General features: G+C 71.8%; 15 protein-coding genes. 8 read left to right on the forward strand and 7 right to left on the reverse strand.

Annotated elements, in window-relative coordinates:
* Nucleotides 1–2: 2 nt before the first annotated feature.
* On the forward strand, nt 3–218 hold the full coding sequence (locus J2X59_RS02600) for a hypothetical protein (protein ID WP_326495603.1): 216 nt from the start codon (nt 3–5) through the stop codon (nt 216–218).
* 128 nt (nt 219–346) lie between these two features.
* On the opposite strand, the gene J2X59_RS02605 is transcribed toward J2X59_RS02600, so the two are convergent.
* Nucleotides 347–1,225: a DUF808 domain-containing protein gene (locus J2X59_RS02605; RefSeq protein WP_326495604.1), complete on the reverse strand. Its 879-nt coding sequence runs from the start codon at nt 1,223–1,225 to the stop codon at nt 347–349.
* A gap of 295 nt (nt 1,226–1,520) precedes the next feature.
* Between J2X59_RS02605 and J2X59_RS02610 the strand changes: the two genes are divergently transcribed.
* Nucleotides 1,521–2,333: a glycoside hydrolase family 16 protein gene (locus J2X59_RS02610; RefSeq protein ID WP_326495605.1), complete on the forward strand. Its 813-nt coding sequence runs from the start codon at nt 1,521–1,523 to the stop codon at nt 2,331–2,333.
* A 54-nt stretch (nt 2,334–2,387) separates the two neighbouring features.
* Here J2X59_RS02610 and J2X59_RS02615 read toward each other — a convergent pair whose 3' ends face one another.
* A complete protein-coding gene (locus J2X59_RS02615; protein WP_326495606.1) occupies nt 2,388–2,696 on the reverse strand; it encodes a hypothetical protein in 309 nt (102 codons plus the stop codon).
* Between the two features lie 64 nt (nt 2,697–2,760).
* Between J2X59_RS02615 and J2X59_RS02620 the strand changes: the two genes are divergently transcribed.
* A complete protein-coding gene (locus tag J2X59_RS02620; RefSeq protein ID WP_251155310.1) occupies nt 2,761–3,045 on the forward strand; it encodes a hypothetical protein in 285 nt (94 codons plus the stop codon).
* A 6-nt stretch (nt 3,046–3,051) separates the two neighbouring features.
* Here the strand turns inward: J2X59_RS02620 and J2X59_RS02625 are convergent, their stop codons facing one another.
* The 4 genes from J2X59_RS02625 to J2X59_RS02640 all read right to left on the reverse strand — a co-directional run bounded on the left by J2X59_RS02625 (nt 3,052) and on the right by J2X59_RS02640 (nt 7,762).
* On the reverse strand, nt 3,052–3,474 hold the full coding sequence (locus J2X59_RS02625; RefSeq protein ID WP_326495607.1) for a VOC family protein: 423 nt from the start codon (nt 3,472–3,474) through the stop codon (nt 3,052–3,054).
* A 134-nt stretch (nt 3,475–3,608) separates the two neighbouring features.
* Nucleotides 3,609–4,631 carry a hypothetical protein gene (locus tag J2X59_RS02630; RefSeq protein ID WP_326495608.1) on the reverse strand — a complete coding sequence of 341 codons (1,023 nt, stop codon included), beginning with the start codon at nt 4,629–4,631 and terminating at the stop codon, nt 3,609–3,611.
* Nucleotides 4,632–4,811: 180 nt separating this feature from the next.
* Nucleotides 4,812–5,402 carry a TetR/AcrR family transcriptional regulator gene (locus tag J2X59_RS02635; RefSeq protein WP_066652370.1) on the reverse strand — a complete coding sequence of 197 codons (591 nt, stop codon included), beginning with the start codon at nt 5,400–5,402 and terminating at the stop codon, nt 4,812–4,814.
* Between the two features lie 119 nt (nt 5,403–5,521).
* Nucleotides 5,522–7,762, reverse strand: a complete 2,241-nt coding sequence (locus J2X59_RS02640; RefSeq protein WP_442781407.1) for an MDR family MFS transporter — start codon at nt 7,760–7,762, stop codon at nt 5,522–5,524.
* A gap of 182 nt (nt 7,763–7,944) precedes the next feature.
* Between J2X59_RS02640 and J2X59_RS02645 the strand changes: the two genes are divergently transcribed.
* Nucleotides 7,945–9,765, forward strand: coding sequence for a DEAD/DEAH box helicase (locus tag J2X59_RS02645; RefSeq protein ID WP_326495609.1), 1,821 nt, complete (start codon nt 7,945–7,947; stop codon nt 9,763–9,765).
* A gap of 183 nt (nt 9,766–9,948) precedes the next feature.
* Here J2X59_RS02645 and J2X59_RS02650 read toward each other — a convergent pair whose 3' ends face one another.
* Nucleotides 9,949–10,878 (reverse strand): NAD-dependent epimerase/dehydratase family protein, encoded by a 930-nt coding sequence (locus J2X59_RS02650; protein ID WP_326495610.1) that lies wholly within the window; start codon nt 10,876–10,878, stop codon nt 9,949–9,951.
* 121 nt (nt 10,879–10,999) lie between these two features.
* Between J2X59_RS02650 and J2X59_RS02655 the strand changes: the two genes are divergently transcribed.
* The 4 genes from J2X59_RS02655 (at nt 11,000) to opgC (ending at nt 16,806) form a co-directional block, all read left to right on the forward strand.
* Complete coding sequence (locus J2X59_RS02655) at nt 11,000–11,749, forward strand: TetR/AcrR family transcriptional regulator (protein WP_326495611.1); 750 nt, start codon at nt 11,000–11,002, stop codon at nt 11,747–11,749.
* Nucleotides 11,750–11,864: 115 nt separating this feature from the next.
* Nucleotides 11,865–13,892 (forward strand): glycosyltransferase, encoded by a 2,028-nt coding sequence (locus J2X59_RS02660; RefSeq protein ID WP_326495612.1) that lies wholly within the window; start codon nt 11,865–11,867, stop codon nt 13,890–13,892.
* Complete coding sequence (locus J2X59_RS02665; protein ID WP_326495613.1) at nt 13,889–14,302, forward strand: ATP-binding protein; 414 nt, start codon at nt 13,889–13,891, stop codon at nt 14,300–14,302. The genes J2X59_RS02660 and J2X59_RS02665 overlap by 4 nt, the downstream gene beginning before the upstream one ends.
* Nucleotides 14,290–16,806 (forward strand): OpgC domain-containing protein, encoded by a 2,517-nt coding sequence (gene opgC / locus J2X59_RS02670; protein WP_209683864.1) that lies wholly within the window; start codon nt 14,290–14,292, stop codon nt 16,804–16,806. The genes J2X59_RS02665 and opgC overlap by 13 nt, the downstream gene beginning before the upstream one ends.
* The last annotated feature ends 132 nt before the right edge of the window (nt 16,807–16,938 follow it).

Genomic DNA, 16,938 nt, shown 5'->3' on the forward strand with positions numbered 1-16,938 from the left:
CCATGGCACACCGGAACGACCTCACCTGGCGTCAGGACAGCGACGCCACCTGGTCGGCGTGGGCCGACGGCCGCGTGCTGGCCCACATCACGCTCCAGCGGCAGTACGAGCTCGAGTCCGAGGACGGATCGGTGCGCGGGTCGCACAGCGCCCTCGGCAGTGCGCAGGCGCAGCTCGAGGCCTGGTACCAGTGGGAGACCGCGGTCGGCGACGCCTGAGGCCGCCGTCCCTCGGCCGGACCGGGCCGCCGCAGCACTCCGCCCGGTCGCGGTGACGACCTGCCGGCCACGTCCACAGCGCGTCAGTAGGACCGCGCGGACCGTGCCGTCGGGGGAGCCCGGTCGGGTCAGTGCGCGCGGCCCCGCAGGCGACCGACACCGAGCACGATGCCGACCACGACCATGCCGAGCACGAGCCCGAACACGGCCGACACCGCGGTGTCGACGATCCACGTGACGACCGGGCCGGCGGCCTCGACCGCGTGCTCGACCACGTGCAGCAGTTCCTCCGGGCCCGCCCAGAACGTCTCCGCCAGGTTCGCGATCACCAGGTGCCCACCGACCCAGAGCATGGCGACCGTGCCGACGACGCTGATGACCCGGAACACCGTCGGCATCGCGCGCACGATCCGCGCACCGGCACGGCGGGTCCGCCGGGAGTCGTTCTTCATCATCTGCAGGCCGATGTCGTCGACCTTCACCAGGAGCGCCACGGCGCCGTAGACCAGGGCCGTCATCCCGAGCCCGATCAGCGCGAGGGCACCGACCTTCGGCCAGAAGTCGAGCCCGGTGTCCAGGCTCGACAGGGCGATGAGCATGATCTCGGTGCTGAGGATGAGGTCGGTGCGCACGGCACCGAAGACGAGCTTGGGCTCCGTTGTCGGCTGCGCGTCGCCGGCGGCCTCGTGGTGCACACCGAACCACTCGGTGACCTTCTCGGCACCCTCGAAGCACAGGTACGTGCCGCCGATGACGAGCAGCCAGGGCAGCACCCACGGGGCGAACGCCGACAGCAGCAGCGCCAACGGGATGATGATGACGAACTTGTTGAAGAGGCTGCCGAGCGCGATGCGCCCGACGACGGGGAGTTCGCGAGCCGGTTGCAGTCCCTGGACGTACTGCGGTGTGACCGCCGCGTCGTCGATCACGACCCCCGCGGTCTTCGCGCTGGCCTTGAGGGCCGCGGAGAGGATGTCGTCCACCACGGCGAGCAACCCGACTGACATGTCGCTCACCCTACTGGAGCGGTCACCGGCGTCCGTCCCGCGCCCTCCCACCGGCCGGCGCTTCCCCCAGATCGGGGTACGTGTGACGGCAGGTCCGCGCCGACATCCCCGAAGCGGCGCGCATTCAGACCGTTCTGCTCGCGCGAACGGGGTACGCCGCTGGGGGTTGCCTGGCAGCCACCCGTCGTTTCACTGACGGCAGCCCTTCCCGAGCCGACACAGCAGGGCACACCGAGCACCACCACCACGGTCCGCCGACGCCACCTACGTCGGCGCCCACAGGCAGGAGCGCCCCTTGCAGTCCTCGATCGTCGCAGCCCTCACCGTCGCCGTGCTCGCAGTCGGCGCGGTCGCCGATGTCTCGGCGCCCCCCTCCGCATCCGCCGCACCGACGGCGACCGCGACGACCTCCGCCCCGAAGGGCAACGTCGTGTCGAACGGTCGGACCTGGAAGCAGACCTACCGGCAGGACTTCGCCTCGGCCGCTCCGGCGGGCAGGGTCGCCGCGAAGTACCCGGGGATGGGCCTGTACGACGGGTTCTCCGACACGAGCGGTCAGGGGCGCTACACGCCGTCGAAGGTGTTGAGCGTGCAGAACGGTGCGCTCGACTTCTGGCTGCGGTCCGACCGCGGTCAGCCGCTCGCCGCGGCCGTCATGCCCGACGGGTACGCGCCGCACCGCACCGGCCGCGTCTCGATCCGCTACAAGACCACGAAGACCCCCGGGTACAAGTTCGTCGTGATCCTGTGGCCGTCGAGCGACCGGTGGAACGAGGGCGAGATCGACTGGCCCGAAGCGGCCCTCGGCGCGAAGCCCCGACCCGCGTCGGCCGTCCCGGGCAGCCTGCGGAACGGCGCCATGACCTTCCAGCCGGAGCGTGAGACCTTCGCGGCCACCGACACGAGCAGCTACCACGTCGCCACCACCGAGTGGGACAGCAAGGTGGTCCGCTTCTTCTGGGACGGCAAGCTGGTCGCGTCGACGACGAAGGCCGTGCCGACGAAGCCGATGCGGGTCACGCTGCAGGCCGAGACCGACACCGGTGGGCGCGTGCCGGCGGGCGCCTCGGGGCACGTGAGCGTCGACTGGATCGCGATCTACGACTGACGGGAGGCGCGGTGCCGGTGAGCGGGACCACCCACCGGCACCGCGCCTCCGGGCTCAGCCCGCGGTGCGACGGGCGGTCAGCCGACCGCGGCCCAGTGGCAGTGCGCCGCTGCGGTGGGCGAAGCCGTCGGCATCGCCGACCGTGCCGCTGGCGGTGCCGAAGTGCCACAGGCGGTTGAAGCAGGAGACGCCGATCCGGGTCGACCCGTCGTCGGCGACCGCCCACGTGCCGGTGCCCCACTGGGCCGGGTGACCGACACCGTCGATCGTCACCGTCGGTCGGGCTCCCCAGGTCAGCATGGGGCGACCGAGGTCGAGGGTGATCCGGCGCTTCGTCGTGCCGGACGGCTGTGGGGTGTCCATGCGGTCAGGGTACGGGCGTCGGCACCCTGAACGCGCCCGGGCGGCCGTCCGTAGGATCCGCTGCATGGCTGACTTCACCGCTGCACAGGCCGCCGTCGTCCGGATCGAGCGCGCGGAGGAGGGCCGGTGGGACCTCACACTCATCAGCGACTCCGGCGTCCGGATGGGGCACGGCGTGCACCTCCCCGACGCTGCGTCCGACGACGCCGAGGACGAGCGGGTCGCAGCCCTCGACTTCGTGCGCGGGTACGGGTTCCGCTTCGAGGCCGACGCCGTCGTCACGGACGGCCCGGACGCGTTCTGGGCGCCCCTGCTCCCGCTCGGGTCTGACGAACACCCGACGGACTGAGGCTGGTCAGTCCTGGTCGTCGAGCGCTGACCGTTCGAACCCGATCAACCAGGTCACCCCGAACGCGTCGCGCACCGTTCCGTCCCAGTCGCCCCACGGCCGCTCCTGGAGGTCGTCGACCACCGTGCCGTCGGAGGCCAGGTCCACGAACCACCGCCGGAGCACCTCGGGCCGGGCGCTCCCGAGCAGGGCGAACAGCAGACCGGAGACCGCGAGCGCGGTGTCGTCGGGGCCGGTGTCGGCGGCGAAGAGCCGGACCGGGCCGACGAGGTCGCCGTGCGCCACGGCGCCGGGCGGCCCGTCCTCGCGAGAGGCCTCCTCGTACGAGGTGATGCGGACGTCGCCGCCGAAGACCTGCTGCCAGCGGGCGAGCGCCGTGCGGGCGGTACCGGGGAGCAGGAGGTACGGGGTCGGGGCTGTGCCGTCCATGGGCTGACCGTACTCCGGTGCTCGCCGGCGGGCCCCCTTCGGCCTCCCCGTCCGTGGTCGACGTGAGACGCCGTCGTCGTGCCGGGACGCCGGCATCGTGGCGAGACGCCGGCGTCTCGGACCGGCCGCCCGGCTCAGGCGCGGTGCCGCGTCCGACGGGCCCGGCGCAGTCCGACCACGGCCGTGCCGAGCGCGAGGAGCGCCACGGCCCAGCCGATCGGCACGGCGGCATCGGCCCCGGTCCAGGCGAGCTCGCCGGCGGTGTCCGCGACCGAGCGGGCGTTCGACGGACCGCCGTCCGGGTCCTGCCCGACCCGAGCTGCGGTGGTGGCGTCTCCCTCGGGAGCGGTCGCCGCCCGTCCACCGGTCACCCGCACCGGGAACGTGGTCGCGGTGCCGTCGACCGACACCCGGACGGTCTGCGACGCCGCGCCGGCGAAGGTCACCGTGACGGGCCCGTCGGCGCGGTCGACCCGGTCGGCGTCGTCGCTCGCACGGACCTCGGCGTCCTCGGCGACCGCCACCGTGTTGCCGAACCGGTCGGTCGTCCACGGTTCGAGCGTGAGGGAGCCGCCGGGCGCCACGCCCAGCGGATCCGGGTAGACCCTGCCGTCGGCACCGACCCAGGTGTACGTACCGTCCGACGCGGCGGGGACGGTGCGGACGACCACGCCGACGCCGGTGGCGGCAGCGGGCAGGACGGTCCAGCGCACCCAGTGCTCCGCGGAGCCGACCGCGGTCGTCGCGGTGACCCGCACGGTGGCGGTGCCCGCGTGGGTCGGGGTGCCGGAGAGCACACCGTGGGCGAAGGTCAGCCCGTCGTCCGGGTGGGCCGTGGCGCCGTCCGCGGTGGTGAGCGAGTACGTGGCTCCGTCGGCGTCCCGTGCGCGCAGGTCGGCGGAGGACGGTTCGCCGGCCCGGACGGTCGGGAGCACCTGGGGGGAGGACTCGCTGGTGGCCCCTGCCCAGGACGGCACGTCCGCCGTCGTCGGCGGGGTGACCGGTGTCGGCGACGACGACGCTGTCGACGCCGACACGGGCTGGGTGGCGGCCCGGGCCGTGGCGGCCGGCAGGACGCCGAGTGCGGCGGCGACCAGCACGGCGGCGGCCGCTGCGGTGGTGCGCGCTGCGGACCGAGCGCTCGGGACGTGCTGCATGGTGCTCCTCGCGGATCCCCGGAGCGTCAGGAGACCGCGCCGGGACCGGTCGTCGGGTACGTCCGGTGCCGCGAGCGTAGGCGGCGAGGAACCCTCGCGGACGATCGGTTGCGGCTTCCCGAAGGGACCCTGTGGAACCCCGCAGCGCTGTGCGCCCGTGAGCCGCACTGCGGGCGCGGATCAGGACGCGGCGATCGCGCCCATCTCGGCGACGACGGTGCGGAGCTTCACCGCGAGCTCGTCGCTGTCACCGACGGTGTCGCGGTGCGCGACCTCGGACAGCGCGGACAGCACGAGTCCGACGGCCGTGCGAGCGGTCTGCTCGTCGGTGCGCGACGAGACCGTGGCGAGGAGCGACTGCCGCGACTCGGCCATCCACTGCATGACCATCGGTGCCATCTCGGGTCGGAGCACGAGGAGCTCCTTCATCCGGCGGCGGTCCTGGGAGAGCGGGACGGTCGCGGCGATCAGGACGCACAGGTCGTCGACGAGTCGGCCGTCCGCCTCGGCGAAGCGCGTGGCCGCCCACTCCGGAACCTCGACGGTGTCGAGACCGAGCGCTGCGTGCGCCTTCGACGTGAAGTAGTTGAAGAAGGTCCGCGGGGAGACGTCGGCGTCGCTGCAGATCTGCTCGACGGTGACGCCGTCGAGACCGTGCTCGGAGACGAGCGTCAGGGCGGCGTCGTGGAGCGCCTGCCGGGTCTGCTGCTTCTTCCGCTCGCGCAACGTGCACGGTGCGGTGACCGGCTCCGGTGCTGCTGTGGTGCTCACGTGCACTCCTGTGGTGCTGGGCGGCCACCGTGTGCTGCGGTGGGCCGGGTCGTCTGCGCCGGACGGGTCCGGCACGGGGAGGCCGCCCGCACCCCGGGCGGGGTGCGGGCGGCCGGGGGTCACCGACGCTGGGTCGGCGTGGAGCCGGTCATCGGCCCGGTGAACGATCCGGCCTCGGCTGCTGCGAGCCCGGCGCGGGCCTCGAGCTCGGCCTCGGCCGACGGCGCCGAGCGGTCGACATCGGACGAGGAGCCGTCGGACGAGGAGCCGTCTGACGAGGATCCGTTCGCGGCGTCGTGCTGTTCCTGCAGCGCCGAGCGCTGGCGCAGCGGCGGCACCCGGAAGAACCAGGTGAGCACGAAGGCGAGCAGGATCACGCCGAGTCCGACCCAGTAGATCGTCACGGACGAGGCGTTGAAGCCCGCCATGAACGGCCGCGTGAGGCGGCTGTCGGCGCCGGTGAGGAACGAGGTGTCGTTCGTGCTCGTCGCCGCGGAGTCCGAACTGGCACCGTCGTCGATCTGCTTCGCCAGGGCCGGCGTGAGCTCGTCCACCCAGTACGACCGCTGCGAGGCGTTCGACCAGTCGACCGACACCGTGCCGTCCTGGACGCTGGCGTGCGCCTCGTCCGCCACGGCCTCGAGGGCTGCGGACTCTGCGGCCGGGGTGGCCGCTGCGACCTGCTGGTCGATCACGCCCTGCGCCGCGGCAGCGGGCACGGCACCGGCGGCGACCTGCTGCTGCACGGCCGCGGTGACCTGCTGCGTGACGGCCTGGTCGGCCGCCTGCTTCGCCTGCGCCGAGGCGTCGTCGAGCTTCCCCTGGACGGTCTGCTGCAGCGGGGTGGTGATCGGGGCCCAGATCGTGTCGATCGCGCCCTGGTTGGCCGGCTTGCTCGCCACCGCGGGGTCGAGTGCGGCCGACAGCGCCGGCTTCAGGTCGGCCTGGTTCGCGGTCGCCGTCAGGATGTTGCTCGGCATGACCGAGAACAGGATCGAGAGCAGCACCGCGGTGCCGAGCGTTCCGCCGATCTGCCGGAAGAACGTCGCCGAGCTGGTCGCGACGCCCATGTCCCGGGCCTCGACCGAGCCCTGCGACGCCAGGGTCAGCGACTGCATGACCGAGCCGAGCCCGAGGCCGATCAGGAACATGCCGATCATCAGGAACCAGAGCGGCTTGTCGATCGTCATGAAGGTCAGGACGACGTAGCCGGCCGACACCAGGAACGTGCCGATGACCGGGAAGATCCGGTAGCGGCCGACACGGGCGACGATCTGGCCCGAGGTGATCGATGCGATCATCAGACCACCGACGAGCGGCAGTGTGGCGAAGCCCGACTCGGTCGGGGTCAGGCCCACGACGATCTGCAGGTAGAGCGGGATGGTCAGCATGGCGCCGAACATCGCGAAGCCGACCAGGAACCCGATGACGGTCGCCATCGAGAACGTGCCGGAGCGGAAGAGCTTCAGCGGGATGATCGCCGCGTCGCCCATCTTCGACTCGACGAGCAGCAGTGCGACGAGTCCGAGCGCACCGATCACGTAGCTGGCGATCGCGGCGGGCGAGCCCCAGCCCCAGGTGCGGCCCTGCTCGGCGACGAGCAGCAGCGGCACGAGCGTGACGATGACGGCCGTCGCGCCCCACCAGTCGACCTTCGGCCTGTCGCCCTTGCCGTGCACCTTCGGCAGGTGCAGGAAGACGATCACCATGATGAGCGCGGCGACGCCGATCGGCACGTTGATGAGGAGCACCCAGCGCCACCCGGTGATCCAGAGGATCTCGGAGGAGCCGGCGAGCAGGCCGCCGATGAGCGGTCCGATGACGGACGAGATGCCGAACACGGCGAGGAAGTACCCCTGGTACTTCGCACGCTCACGCGGCGCGAGGATGTCACCCATGATCGCGAGCGGCAGCGACATGAGCGCGCCGGCGCCGATGCCCTGCACGGCACGGAAGGCCGCGAGCATGAGCATCGAGGTGGACATCGAGGACAGCACGGCGCCGAGGATGAAGACGACGATGCCGAAGATGTAGAGCGGCCGTCGGCCGAAGATGTCGGAGAGCTTGCCGTAGATCGGCGTCGCGATCGTCGACGTGATCAGGTAGGCCGTGGTCACCCATGCCTGCTGGTCGAGACCGTGCAGGTCGTCGCCGATGGTGCGGATCGCCGTGCCGAACACCGTCTGGCCGAGGGACGACAGGAACATGCCCGCCATCAGGCCGTAGATCACCAGGAGGATCTGGCGGTGCGTCATGAGCGGCTGCTGGCCGGAGGTGCCGGGCGCGTGCGCGCCGGTCGCCGCGTCGGGGCCGGCGGTGTCGCGGCCCTGCTGCACCGAGACGGGTGCGGTGGCGGTCATCGAACTCCTTTTTCGTACTGTGTAACTTTGCAGACCGCGCAACGATACATCCGGTGGTTCCGGAATGCAACTAAACGGCGACGGACGGGAGGCGCGTCGCGGCGCCGCCACGCGCCTCCCGTCCGGCCACCGCTCGCCCGGTCGCGTCAGCGGGCGTCCGCCGTCCGAGGTACCGTTTCCCCATGAGCACGGACACCGCCACCGCCACCGAGACCGCCGACGAGGGGCCCGTGGTGACCTTCGCCGACCTCGGCCTGAGCGATCAGGTGCTCAAGGCCGTCAAGGACATCGGCTACGAGACCCCCTCCGCCATCCAGGAAGCGACGATCCCGACGCTGCTCGAGGGGCGCGACGTCGTCGGCCTCGCGCAGACCGGCACCGGCAAGACCGCGGCGTTCGCGCTGCCGATCCTGTCCCGCATGGAGTCGGGCAGCAAGGTGCCCCAGGCCCTCGTGCTGTCGCCGACCCGTGAGCTCGCGCTGCAGGTGTGCGAGGCGTTCGAGCAGTTCGCGTCGCACATGAAGCACGTGCACGTCCTGCCCGTCTACGGCGGCCAGGCGTACGGCGTGCAGCTGTCCGCGCTGCGCCGTGGCGTCGACGTCGTCGTCGGTACGCCCGGTCGCATCATGGACCACATCGCGAAGGGCACGCTCGACCTGTCCCAGCTGAAGTACCTCGTGCTCGACGAGGCCGACGAGATGCTCAAGATGGGCTTCGCCGAGGACGTCGAGACGATCCTGGCCGAGACGCCGGACGACAAGCAGGTCGCGCTGTTCTCGGCGACGATGCCCGCGCAGATCCGTCGCATCTCGCAGCAGTACCTGAACGACCCGTCCGAGATCACCGTCAAGACCAAGACGAAGACCGCCGCGAACATCACGCAGCGCTACCTGATGGTGTCGTACCCGCAGAAGGTCGACGCGCTCACCCGCATCCTCGAGGTCGAGGACTTCGAGGGCATGATCATCTTCGTCCGCACGAAGAGCGAGACCGAGACCCTGGCCGAGAAGCTCCGCGCCCGCGGGTACGCCGCGGCGGCGATCAGCGGTGACGTCGCCCAGGCGCAGCGCGAGCGCACGGTCAACCAGCTGAAGTCCGGCAAGCTCGACATCCTGGTCGCCACGGACGTCGCCGCCCGTGGCCTCGACGTCGACCGCATCACCCACGTCGTGAACTTCGACATCCCCGTCGACATCGAGTCCTACGTGCACCGCATCGGCCGCACCGGTCGCGCGGGCCGCAAGGGCGACTCGATCAGCTTCGTCACCCCGCGCGAGCGTCGCCTCCTGTCGGCCATCGAGCGCCACACGAAGCAGCCCCTCACGCAGATGCAGCTGCCCACGGTCGAGGACGTCAACGAGACGCGCCTGAGCCGGTTCGACGACGCGATCACCGCGGCGCTCGAGCAGCAGGACCGCATCGAGAAGTTCCGCGACGTCATCGCGCACTACGTCCGCAACCACGACGTGCCCGCCGAGGACGTCTCGGCCGCGCTCGCGGTCGTGGCGCAGGGTGACTCGCCGCTGCTGCTCGACCCGGCCGACGACCAGCTCCGCAACCAGGTGGACCGCGACGGCCGCCGTGGTGAGCGCCGCGACCGTGACGACGACCGTGGTGGCCGCGAGGACCGTGGGCCGCGCCGCTCGCAGCCGATGACCGCCTACCGGATCGAGGTCGGGCGTCGCCACCGCGTCGAGCCGCGCCAGATCGTCGGCGCCCTGGCGAACGAGGGCGGCCTGCGGCGCGACGACTTCGGCGCGATCCAGATCCGACCCGACTTCTCGATCGTCGAGCTGCCCGAGAGCATGGACCCGGGCGTGCTCGACCGGCTCGCCGACACCCGGATCAGTGGGAAGCTCATCGAGATCGCGCCGGATCGCCGCGGCGGTGCCCGTCGGTACGACCGCGACGACCGCGGACCGCGTGCGCCCCGTCGGGATGACCGTCCCCGCCGTGACGACCGCCGCGACGACGACCGTCCGGCACGCAAGCCCCGGCACTGACCAGCCATCGGTCGGTCCCTGACCGGCCACTGATCCGCTGCGCGACCCCGTCCTACGGGGTCGCGCAGTCGCGTCGCCCGACCCCATCGGCCCTGCCCACTGCCCCCTGCTCCCTGCCGGGCCGATCCCGGGACGGACGCGAGCTGCCCGCCCGTCGCGGGTCGTGCCTCCCGTCCGGTCCGCTCAGGCGGTCAGCCCGTCCACCGTGCGGCGGCAGACCTCGTCCCAGGGCGTCGGGCCGAACCCGAAGTGCGCCCGGGTCGCGGTGTCGTCGACCACGTAGGGGGCCGACCACTGGTAGCCGAGCTGCGCGACCTCCCGCATGAACGGGGACACCGCGCCGATCCCGCGGAGCAGGCCGATCGGCAGTGACCGCACGCGGACGGCGGGCCGACCGGCCGTCCGGAGCATCTCGGTGAGGACCTGCTCCTGGGTCCGCGGTGCGTTGGTCGGGACGATCCAGGTCCGGCCGTGCGACCGCTCGTCGTCCGCCGCGGCGACGAGGAGCCGCGCGACGTCGCCGACGTCGGTGTACGAGTGCGGTTGGTCCGCGCGCCCGATCACGGTGACGGGCTTCCCCCGCAGCGCGGTCGGGAGCACCCGCGTGACGTGCCCGTTGACGCCGGTGCCCGGGCCGACGTAGTCCGAGCCGCGGACCTCGACCGCGCGGATGCGTCCGGCCTCGTGTGCCGCCAGCGCGTCCGCCCACATCCGGGCCCGCAGGACGCCCTTGTGGTCGGTCGCGGCGTCGGGCAGGTCCGCGCGCATCGGTCCGTCGACCGGGCCGTACGGGTACAGGTTGCCGGTGATCGCGTACACGGCACCCGTCCGCTCGGCGGTGGTGAGGAGGGAGGACGCCAGCGGCGGCCACACCCGCTCCCACTGCGTGTAGTCACCGGGGTTCGCGCAGTTGTGGAGTGCTGCCGCGCCGTCCGCGACGGCCGTCAGGGCGTCCGCGTCGGCGGCGTCGAGGCCGACGTGGCGGACCCCGGGCAGACCGGTGTCGCGTCCGGAGCGCGTGACGACGACGACCTCGTCGCCACGCTCGGACAGCAGTGCCGCGGTGTGGCGACCGACGGGGCCGGCGCCGACGACGACGTGGTGACGGGGCATGGTTCCTCCTGGGATTCGGGAGAGCAGTGCTCTCGGAAGCCATCATGCAGCCGGACGCGCTCCATTGCAAGAGCAGTGCTCTCGTTTGTGTGCGGTGCTCTCCCGTGACACGCTTGACGGCATGGTGGAGAAGGCGAGGACCGCCCGGTCCCTGGCACGGGAGGCCGTGCACGCGAGCATCCTCGCGGCCGCGCGCGCCCGGCTCACCGAGGAGGGACCGGCGCAGTTGAGCCTGCGCGCCGTCGCTCGTGACGTCGGCCTGGTGTCCTCCGCCGTGTACCGGTACTTCCCGAGCCGCGACGACCTGCTCACCGCGCTGCTCGTGCTCGACTACGACGAACTCGGCGCCGCGGTCGAGGCGGCAGAGGCGCCGGTCGACCGGTCCGACCACGTCGGCCGCTGGGTCGCCGCGTGTCGTGCCGTCCGACAGTGGGCGATCGGGCACCCCGGGGACTTCGCGCTCCTGTACGGCTCACCCGTGCCCGGGTACGTCGCACCGCAGGACACGGTCGAGCCCGCCTCGCGGACGACGCACGTGCTCGTCCGCGTCGTCACCGACGCGTGGTCGGGGGTCGCCGGGTCCGAGCTGGCTCCGGACTGGAGGCTCGGTGCCGGTCCCACGATCGGCTCGCGGCCCGCAGCGCCGGGCGCCGTCGCCGACGCGGTCGCCTACACACGAGAGCGCGGCCTCCACGACGACCCCTCGCCCGAGGTCGTCCTGCGGACCCTGATCGCCTGGACGACGGTGTTCGGCGTCCTGTCGTTCGAGCTGTTCGGGCACGCGGTCGGCTCGGTGACCGACCCGGCGGCGTACTTCGACGAGGTGATCGTCCGCCTCGCGCACGATCTGGGGCTCGCAGCGCCCGGATGAGCCGATCTCACCCCGTGGACGGGGCGGCGGGCTGACAGCGGTGCCCTGCCTGCGGTAGACAGGGCGGTACGGCGCACTCACCCAGCGCTCGCCGGCTGCAGCAGGAAGGACGCCGATGACCGCGCTCGACGTCAGCCGTCAGGACCGTCGCCGACTCACCACCGGCACCCCGACCAAACGGCTCGCGACCGTGCGCACCGTCGCGCTCCTCGCGTCGATCGCCGGCGTCAACTACATCGTCTGGCGCTGGGTCGGCTCGGTGAACTGGCACTCGTGGTGGATCGCGGTGCCGCTGATCCTCGCGGAGACCTACAGCGTGATCGACTCGCTGCTGTTCGCCTTCGGCGCCTGGCGACTCCGCGAGCGCGGGGAACCGCCGACGAAGCCCGCCGGGGACGTCACCGTCGACGTCTTCATCACGACGTACAACGAGCCGGTCGAGCTGGTCGTCCGCACCGCCCGTGCGGCGAAGGCGATCACGCACCCGCACGCCACGTGGATCCTCGACGACGGCAACCGCCCGGAGATGCGCGCCGCCGCCGAGTCCCTCGGCATCGGCGTGATCACGCGCGGTGCCGACTGGGTCGACCGGCCGCGGCACGCGAAGGCCGGCAACCTCAACAACGCGCTGCTCGCGACGCAGGGCGAGTTCCTGCTCATCCTCGACGCCGACCAGGTCCCGGAGCCGTCGATCCTCGACCGGACGCTCGGCTACTTCAAGGACGAGCGGATGGCGCTGGTCCAGACGCCGCAGTGGTTCGAGAACGTGCCCGAGGCCGACCTGCTCGGCAGCCAGGCGCCGCTGTTCTACGGGCCCATCCAGCAGTCGAAGGACGGCTGGAACGCGGCGTTCTTCTGCGGGTCGAACGCGATCCTGCGGCGCGAGGCACTCATGCAGCTCGGCGTGACCCGCTACGTGCGCGAGGTCGAGGAGTCCGTCGAGCGGACCATCAAGACGTCGCGGAAGCTGCTCGCACGAGCCCGCGAGACCGAGACCGACCCGCGGGTGCTCGACGCGCTCGACGGTGCGGAGCAGGTCGTCGACCGTGCCCGTGACCAGATCGACCGCGGCGAACCGCTCGGCGACGTCACCTACGACTTCCAGCGCGGCATCGACGCGATCGCGTACCGGTTCGCCGCCGCCGACCTCGAGTCGGTCCGCCGTGACCTGCAGGAGCTCGCCGCGATGTCGACCGAGGCGGACACCTTCGCCGGTCTCGACGACGCTGCCCTCGACGTGCTCGGACGACGGGATGCCTCGCCGGTGGCCGCGATCGAGTCCATCGCGGTGCTCGCCCGGGCGCTCGACGTGAACCGCGACGACGAGGCCCAGCCGATCATGCCGCTCGCCACGATCTCCGTGACCGAGGACATGGCGACCGCGATGCGCCTCCACGGCCTGGGATGGAGGTCCGCGTACCACGACGAGATCCTGGCGAAGGGCCTCGCGCCGGAGGACCTGCCGACCATGCTCGTGCAGCGACTCCGCTGGGCGCAGGGCACCATGCAGGTCTTCTTCCGCGAGAACCCCCTCGTGCAGAAGGGCCTGTCGTGGGGGCAGCGCCTCATGTACTTCTCGACCATGTGGAGCTACCTGTCGGGCTTCGCGGCGATCGTGTACATCGCGGCCCCGGTGCTCTGCCTGTCGTTCGGTGTCGTGCCCGTGCAGGCCTACAGCGTCGACTTCTTCGTGCGGCTCATCCCGTTCCTCGTGCTCAACCAGCTGCTGTTCTGGGTGGTGGCCGCCGGCAGACCCACGTGGCGCGGGCAGCAGTACTCGCTCGCGCTGTTCCCCGTCTGGATCGAGTCGGTGACGAGCGCGTTCGAGAACGTGTTCCGCGGCAAGCCACTGGGGTTCCGGGTCACGCCGAAGGTCAAGGACGAGTCCGACCAGCGACCGCGGTGGGACCTCGTGAAGCCCCAGCTGTACGCGATGGGTGCACTCGTCGCCGCCCTCGTGATGATCGCGATCCGGTACGCCACGGGCCAGGCGGACGGCATCGCGCCGCTCGTGAACACCGCGTGGGTGATCTTCGACCTGTTCATCTTCAGCATCGTCGTCCGCGCCGTGCTCTACCGCGGACCGGAGGCGGGGACGCCGCAGTCCGAACACGTGTCCTCGACGGCAGGAGGCCCACTGTGACCGACCACGACCTGACCTTCGACGTCCCGGCCGTCGCCGGGTCGCTCGACGTCGTGCAGGACCGCTTCGGCGCCTGGTGGGACACCCTGGGGGTCGACGACGCCCGTCTCCGCTTCTCGCTCGAGACCGCCCTCGCCGAGATCGCCGCCAACATCGTCGAGCACACGCGACGCACCGATGCCGAGGCCGGCCGCGGGTACACGGTGGAGCTCTGCGCCACGGACCGTGAGCTCGTCGCGGTGCTCACCGACAACGGGCGCCCCGCCGACGTCGACCTGTCCGCCGTGACCATGGCCGACCCCGACGAGGAGAGCGGTCGCGGCCTCGCGCTGGCGATCGCCGCGCTCGACCGCCTCGAGCACGAGCACACCGGCGGCCACAACATCTGGACCCTGGCGTGCAACCGGTGAGGGGCGCGCTGGCGAAGGCCGTCGCGTTCCTCGTCGTCGTCGGGACGCTGCTGCTCGGCGGGGCGCTCCCCGCGTCGGCCGTGTCGGCTCCGGGTCGTGCCGGCGAGACGCCCTCCGACGGGCGCGTGTGGTTCGGCCCGGACCTCGACTGGGGGAGCGACGCCCCCGACGGGTACGAGGGTCGGCTCGGCGCGACGCCGTCGGTCTACGGGGTCGAGATCGAGTACCCCTTCGACCGCAGCGCACGGGACGAGTTCCTGCGGGCGACCCGCGCGGCGGCGACCCAGGGCGCGGTGCTCGCGGTGAGCCTGGAGCCGTCGCGGTCGCTGCGGTCCCTCACGAAGGCCGACGCCGCCGCGGCGAACCGGCTGTTCGAGGAGGTCCACCGGCAGTACGACACCCAGTTGCTCGTGCGCTTCGCTCCCCAGATGAACGGCACGTGGGTTCGCTGGGGACAGCAGCCGACCGCGTTCGTCCCGGCGTTCCGGACGCTGGCCGCGGCCGTGCACGCGGGTGACTCCGACGCTGCCATGGTGTGGTCGCCGTCGTACGGCGCGGGCTACCCGTTCGGCGAGTCCGCCGGGCGGCTGCAGACCCTGTCGGGCAGCGACGTCGCCGAGCTGGACACCGACGGCGACGGCCGACTCACCGCCGCCGACGACCCCTACGGCCCGTACTGGCCCGGCGCCGAGAGCGTCGACTGGGTCGGGCTGTCGATGTTCTTCTTCGGCAAGGGCAAGGCGACCGAGGCCGCCGGTCGCGACGTCCCGCTGACCCGCAACGAGGTCCCGCAGGACGGCGAGGTCGCGGCACGCTTCGACGAGACCTGGGGCTACGAGCAGACGCAGTCCGAGGGCACGTTCACCGAGCGCTTCGCACAGGGCGAGGACCGGCCGATGCTGCTCGACACCGGCGCGCTGTACGACCACTCGTTGCGCGGTGCGGCCGAGCTCCCGGTCAAGCAGGCGTGGTGGCGGCAGGTGATCGCCGCCGTGCAGGACCACCCCGAGGTCCGGGGCGTGACGTTCCTCGAGACGAACCGGCGCGAGCCCGAGGCCGGCAACCGCGTCGCCGACTGGCGGGACACGGCCGACCCGGGGATCGCCGGGTCCTTCCGGACGGACCTCGAACAGGCCGGGGACTTCGTCCTCGGACCGGTGACGGAGCGCGTGACGACGCAGGAGGGTGCCGCGGCGATCAGCCAGCAGTACGAGACCGGCGGCGACCAGATGGCGTGGATCGTCTGGTGCGCCTTCGGCCTCGCAGCGGCGTTCCTGCTGAGCGGGCTCGTCGGACGGCTGCTGCCGAGCTGGCGGTACCCCGACGACGGCAAGCCCGGGCGCGACCTGCGCCTCGACCTCTTCCGCGGGTTCATCATCCTCGCGGTGGTGATCACGCACATCGAGATCGGCGGGCCCTACTCGTACATCACGCTGCACGCCACCGGTGCGATCACCGGCGCCGAGATGTTCGTGTTCCTGTCCGGCATGGTGCTCGGCATGACGTACCCGTTCGCGATCAAGAAGTTCGGCGAGTGGGTGGCGGCCGTCGGGGCGTGGAAGCGGGCGCGGAAGCAGTACGTCGTCACCCTGGCGGTGATCGTGGTCGTCTTCGCGCTGAGCTTCGTGCCGTTCCTGAACACCGATGCGATCACCACCTTCACCGACCGGGGGACCGGCACCGGGGGCGTCGGCGCCGAGGGCCGGGTGTACGACCTGTACCCGAACGCGATGCAGCTGCTGGCCTACCCGCCGCCCTGGTTCGCGATCCGGCAGTTCCTGCTGCTCGAGATGGGGCCGTGGCCGTTCAACATCATGGGCCTGTTCGTGGTGCTGAGCCTGTTCATCCCCGTCTTCCTGTGGGTGATCCGGCGCGGCTTCTGGTGGGCGCTGCTCCTCGTCAGCTGGGGGCTGTACGCGTTCCAGGCGCTGAACCCCGAGTTCCGCCCGCTGAACTCGCAGTTCGAGTCGGTGTTCCCGCTGCTCACCTGGCAGGTGGTCTTCACGCACGGCCTGGTGCTCGGCTACTACCGGCGCCAGGTGATCGGGGCGCTGACCGGCCGACTCGGCAAGGTCCTGATCGGCATCGGGATCACCGGGTACGCCGCGTTCCTCGTCTACGTGTGGGCGGGCGACCAGTTCGGGTTCACCCCGGCACCGTTCCCCGCGTCGATGTACAACGACCTGTACAACACGGCGTACCAGCGGGTGGACCTGCAGTGGGGGCGTCTGGTCGACATCGCCTTCTTCTCGATCGTCTCGTACGCGATCCTCACCGTGTTCTGGAAGCCCATCAGCGCCGTCATCGGGTGGCTGTGGATCCCGATCGGGCAGGCGAGTCTCTACGTGTTCGTCTGGCAGGTCTTCTTCGCGCTGGCCATCGCGTCGATCCCGGGCGTGGACTGGTTCAACGGCTGGATCGGCTTCGCGGCCCACACGGCCCTGATCCTGCTGGTCTGGTACATGATCCGGAAGCGCTTCATGTTCTCGGTCATCCCGCGCTGACCCGCGTGGGCGGCGTGGTCCGTCGCAGCGGGCTCCGAGTCTCGTCCTGACCGACGGTCCTCGCGGTCGGCGGCACGAGGACCGTCGCTGAGCCCGAGTCTCGGGCCGGGCTGGGCCGGGCCGGGCGGGCGG

It is taken from the genome of Curtobacterium sp. 260 (assembly GCF_030803485.1).
Classification (GTDB): Bacteria; Actinomycetota; Actinomycetes; order Actinomycetales; family Microbacteriaceae; genus Curtobacterium.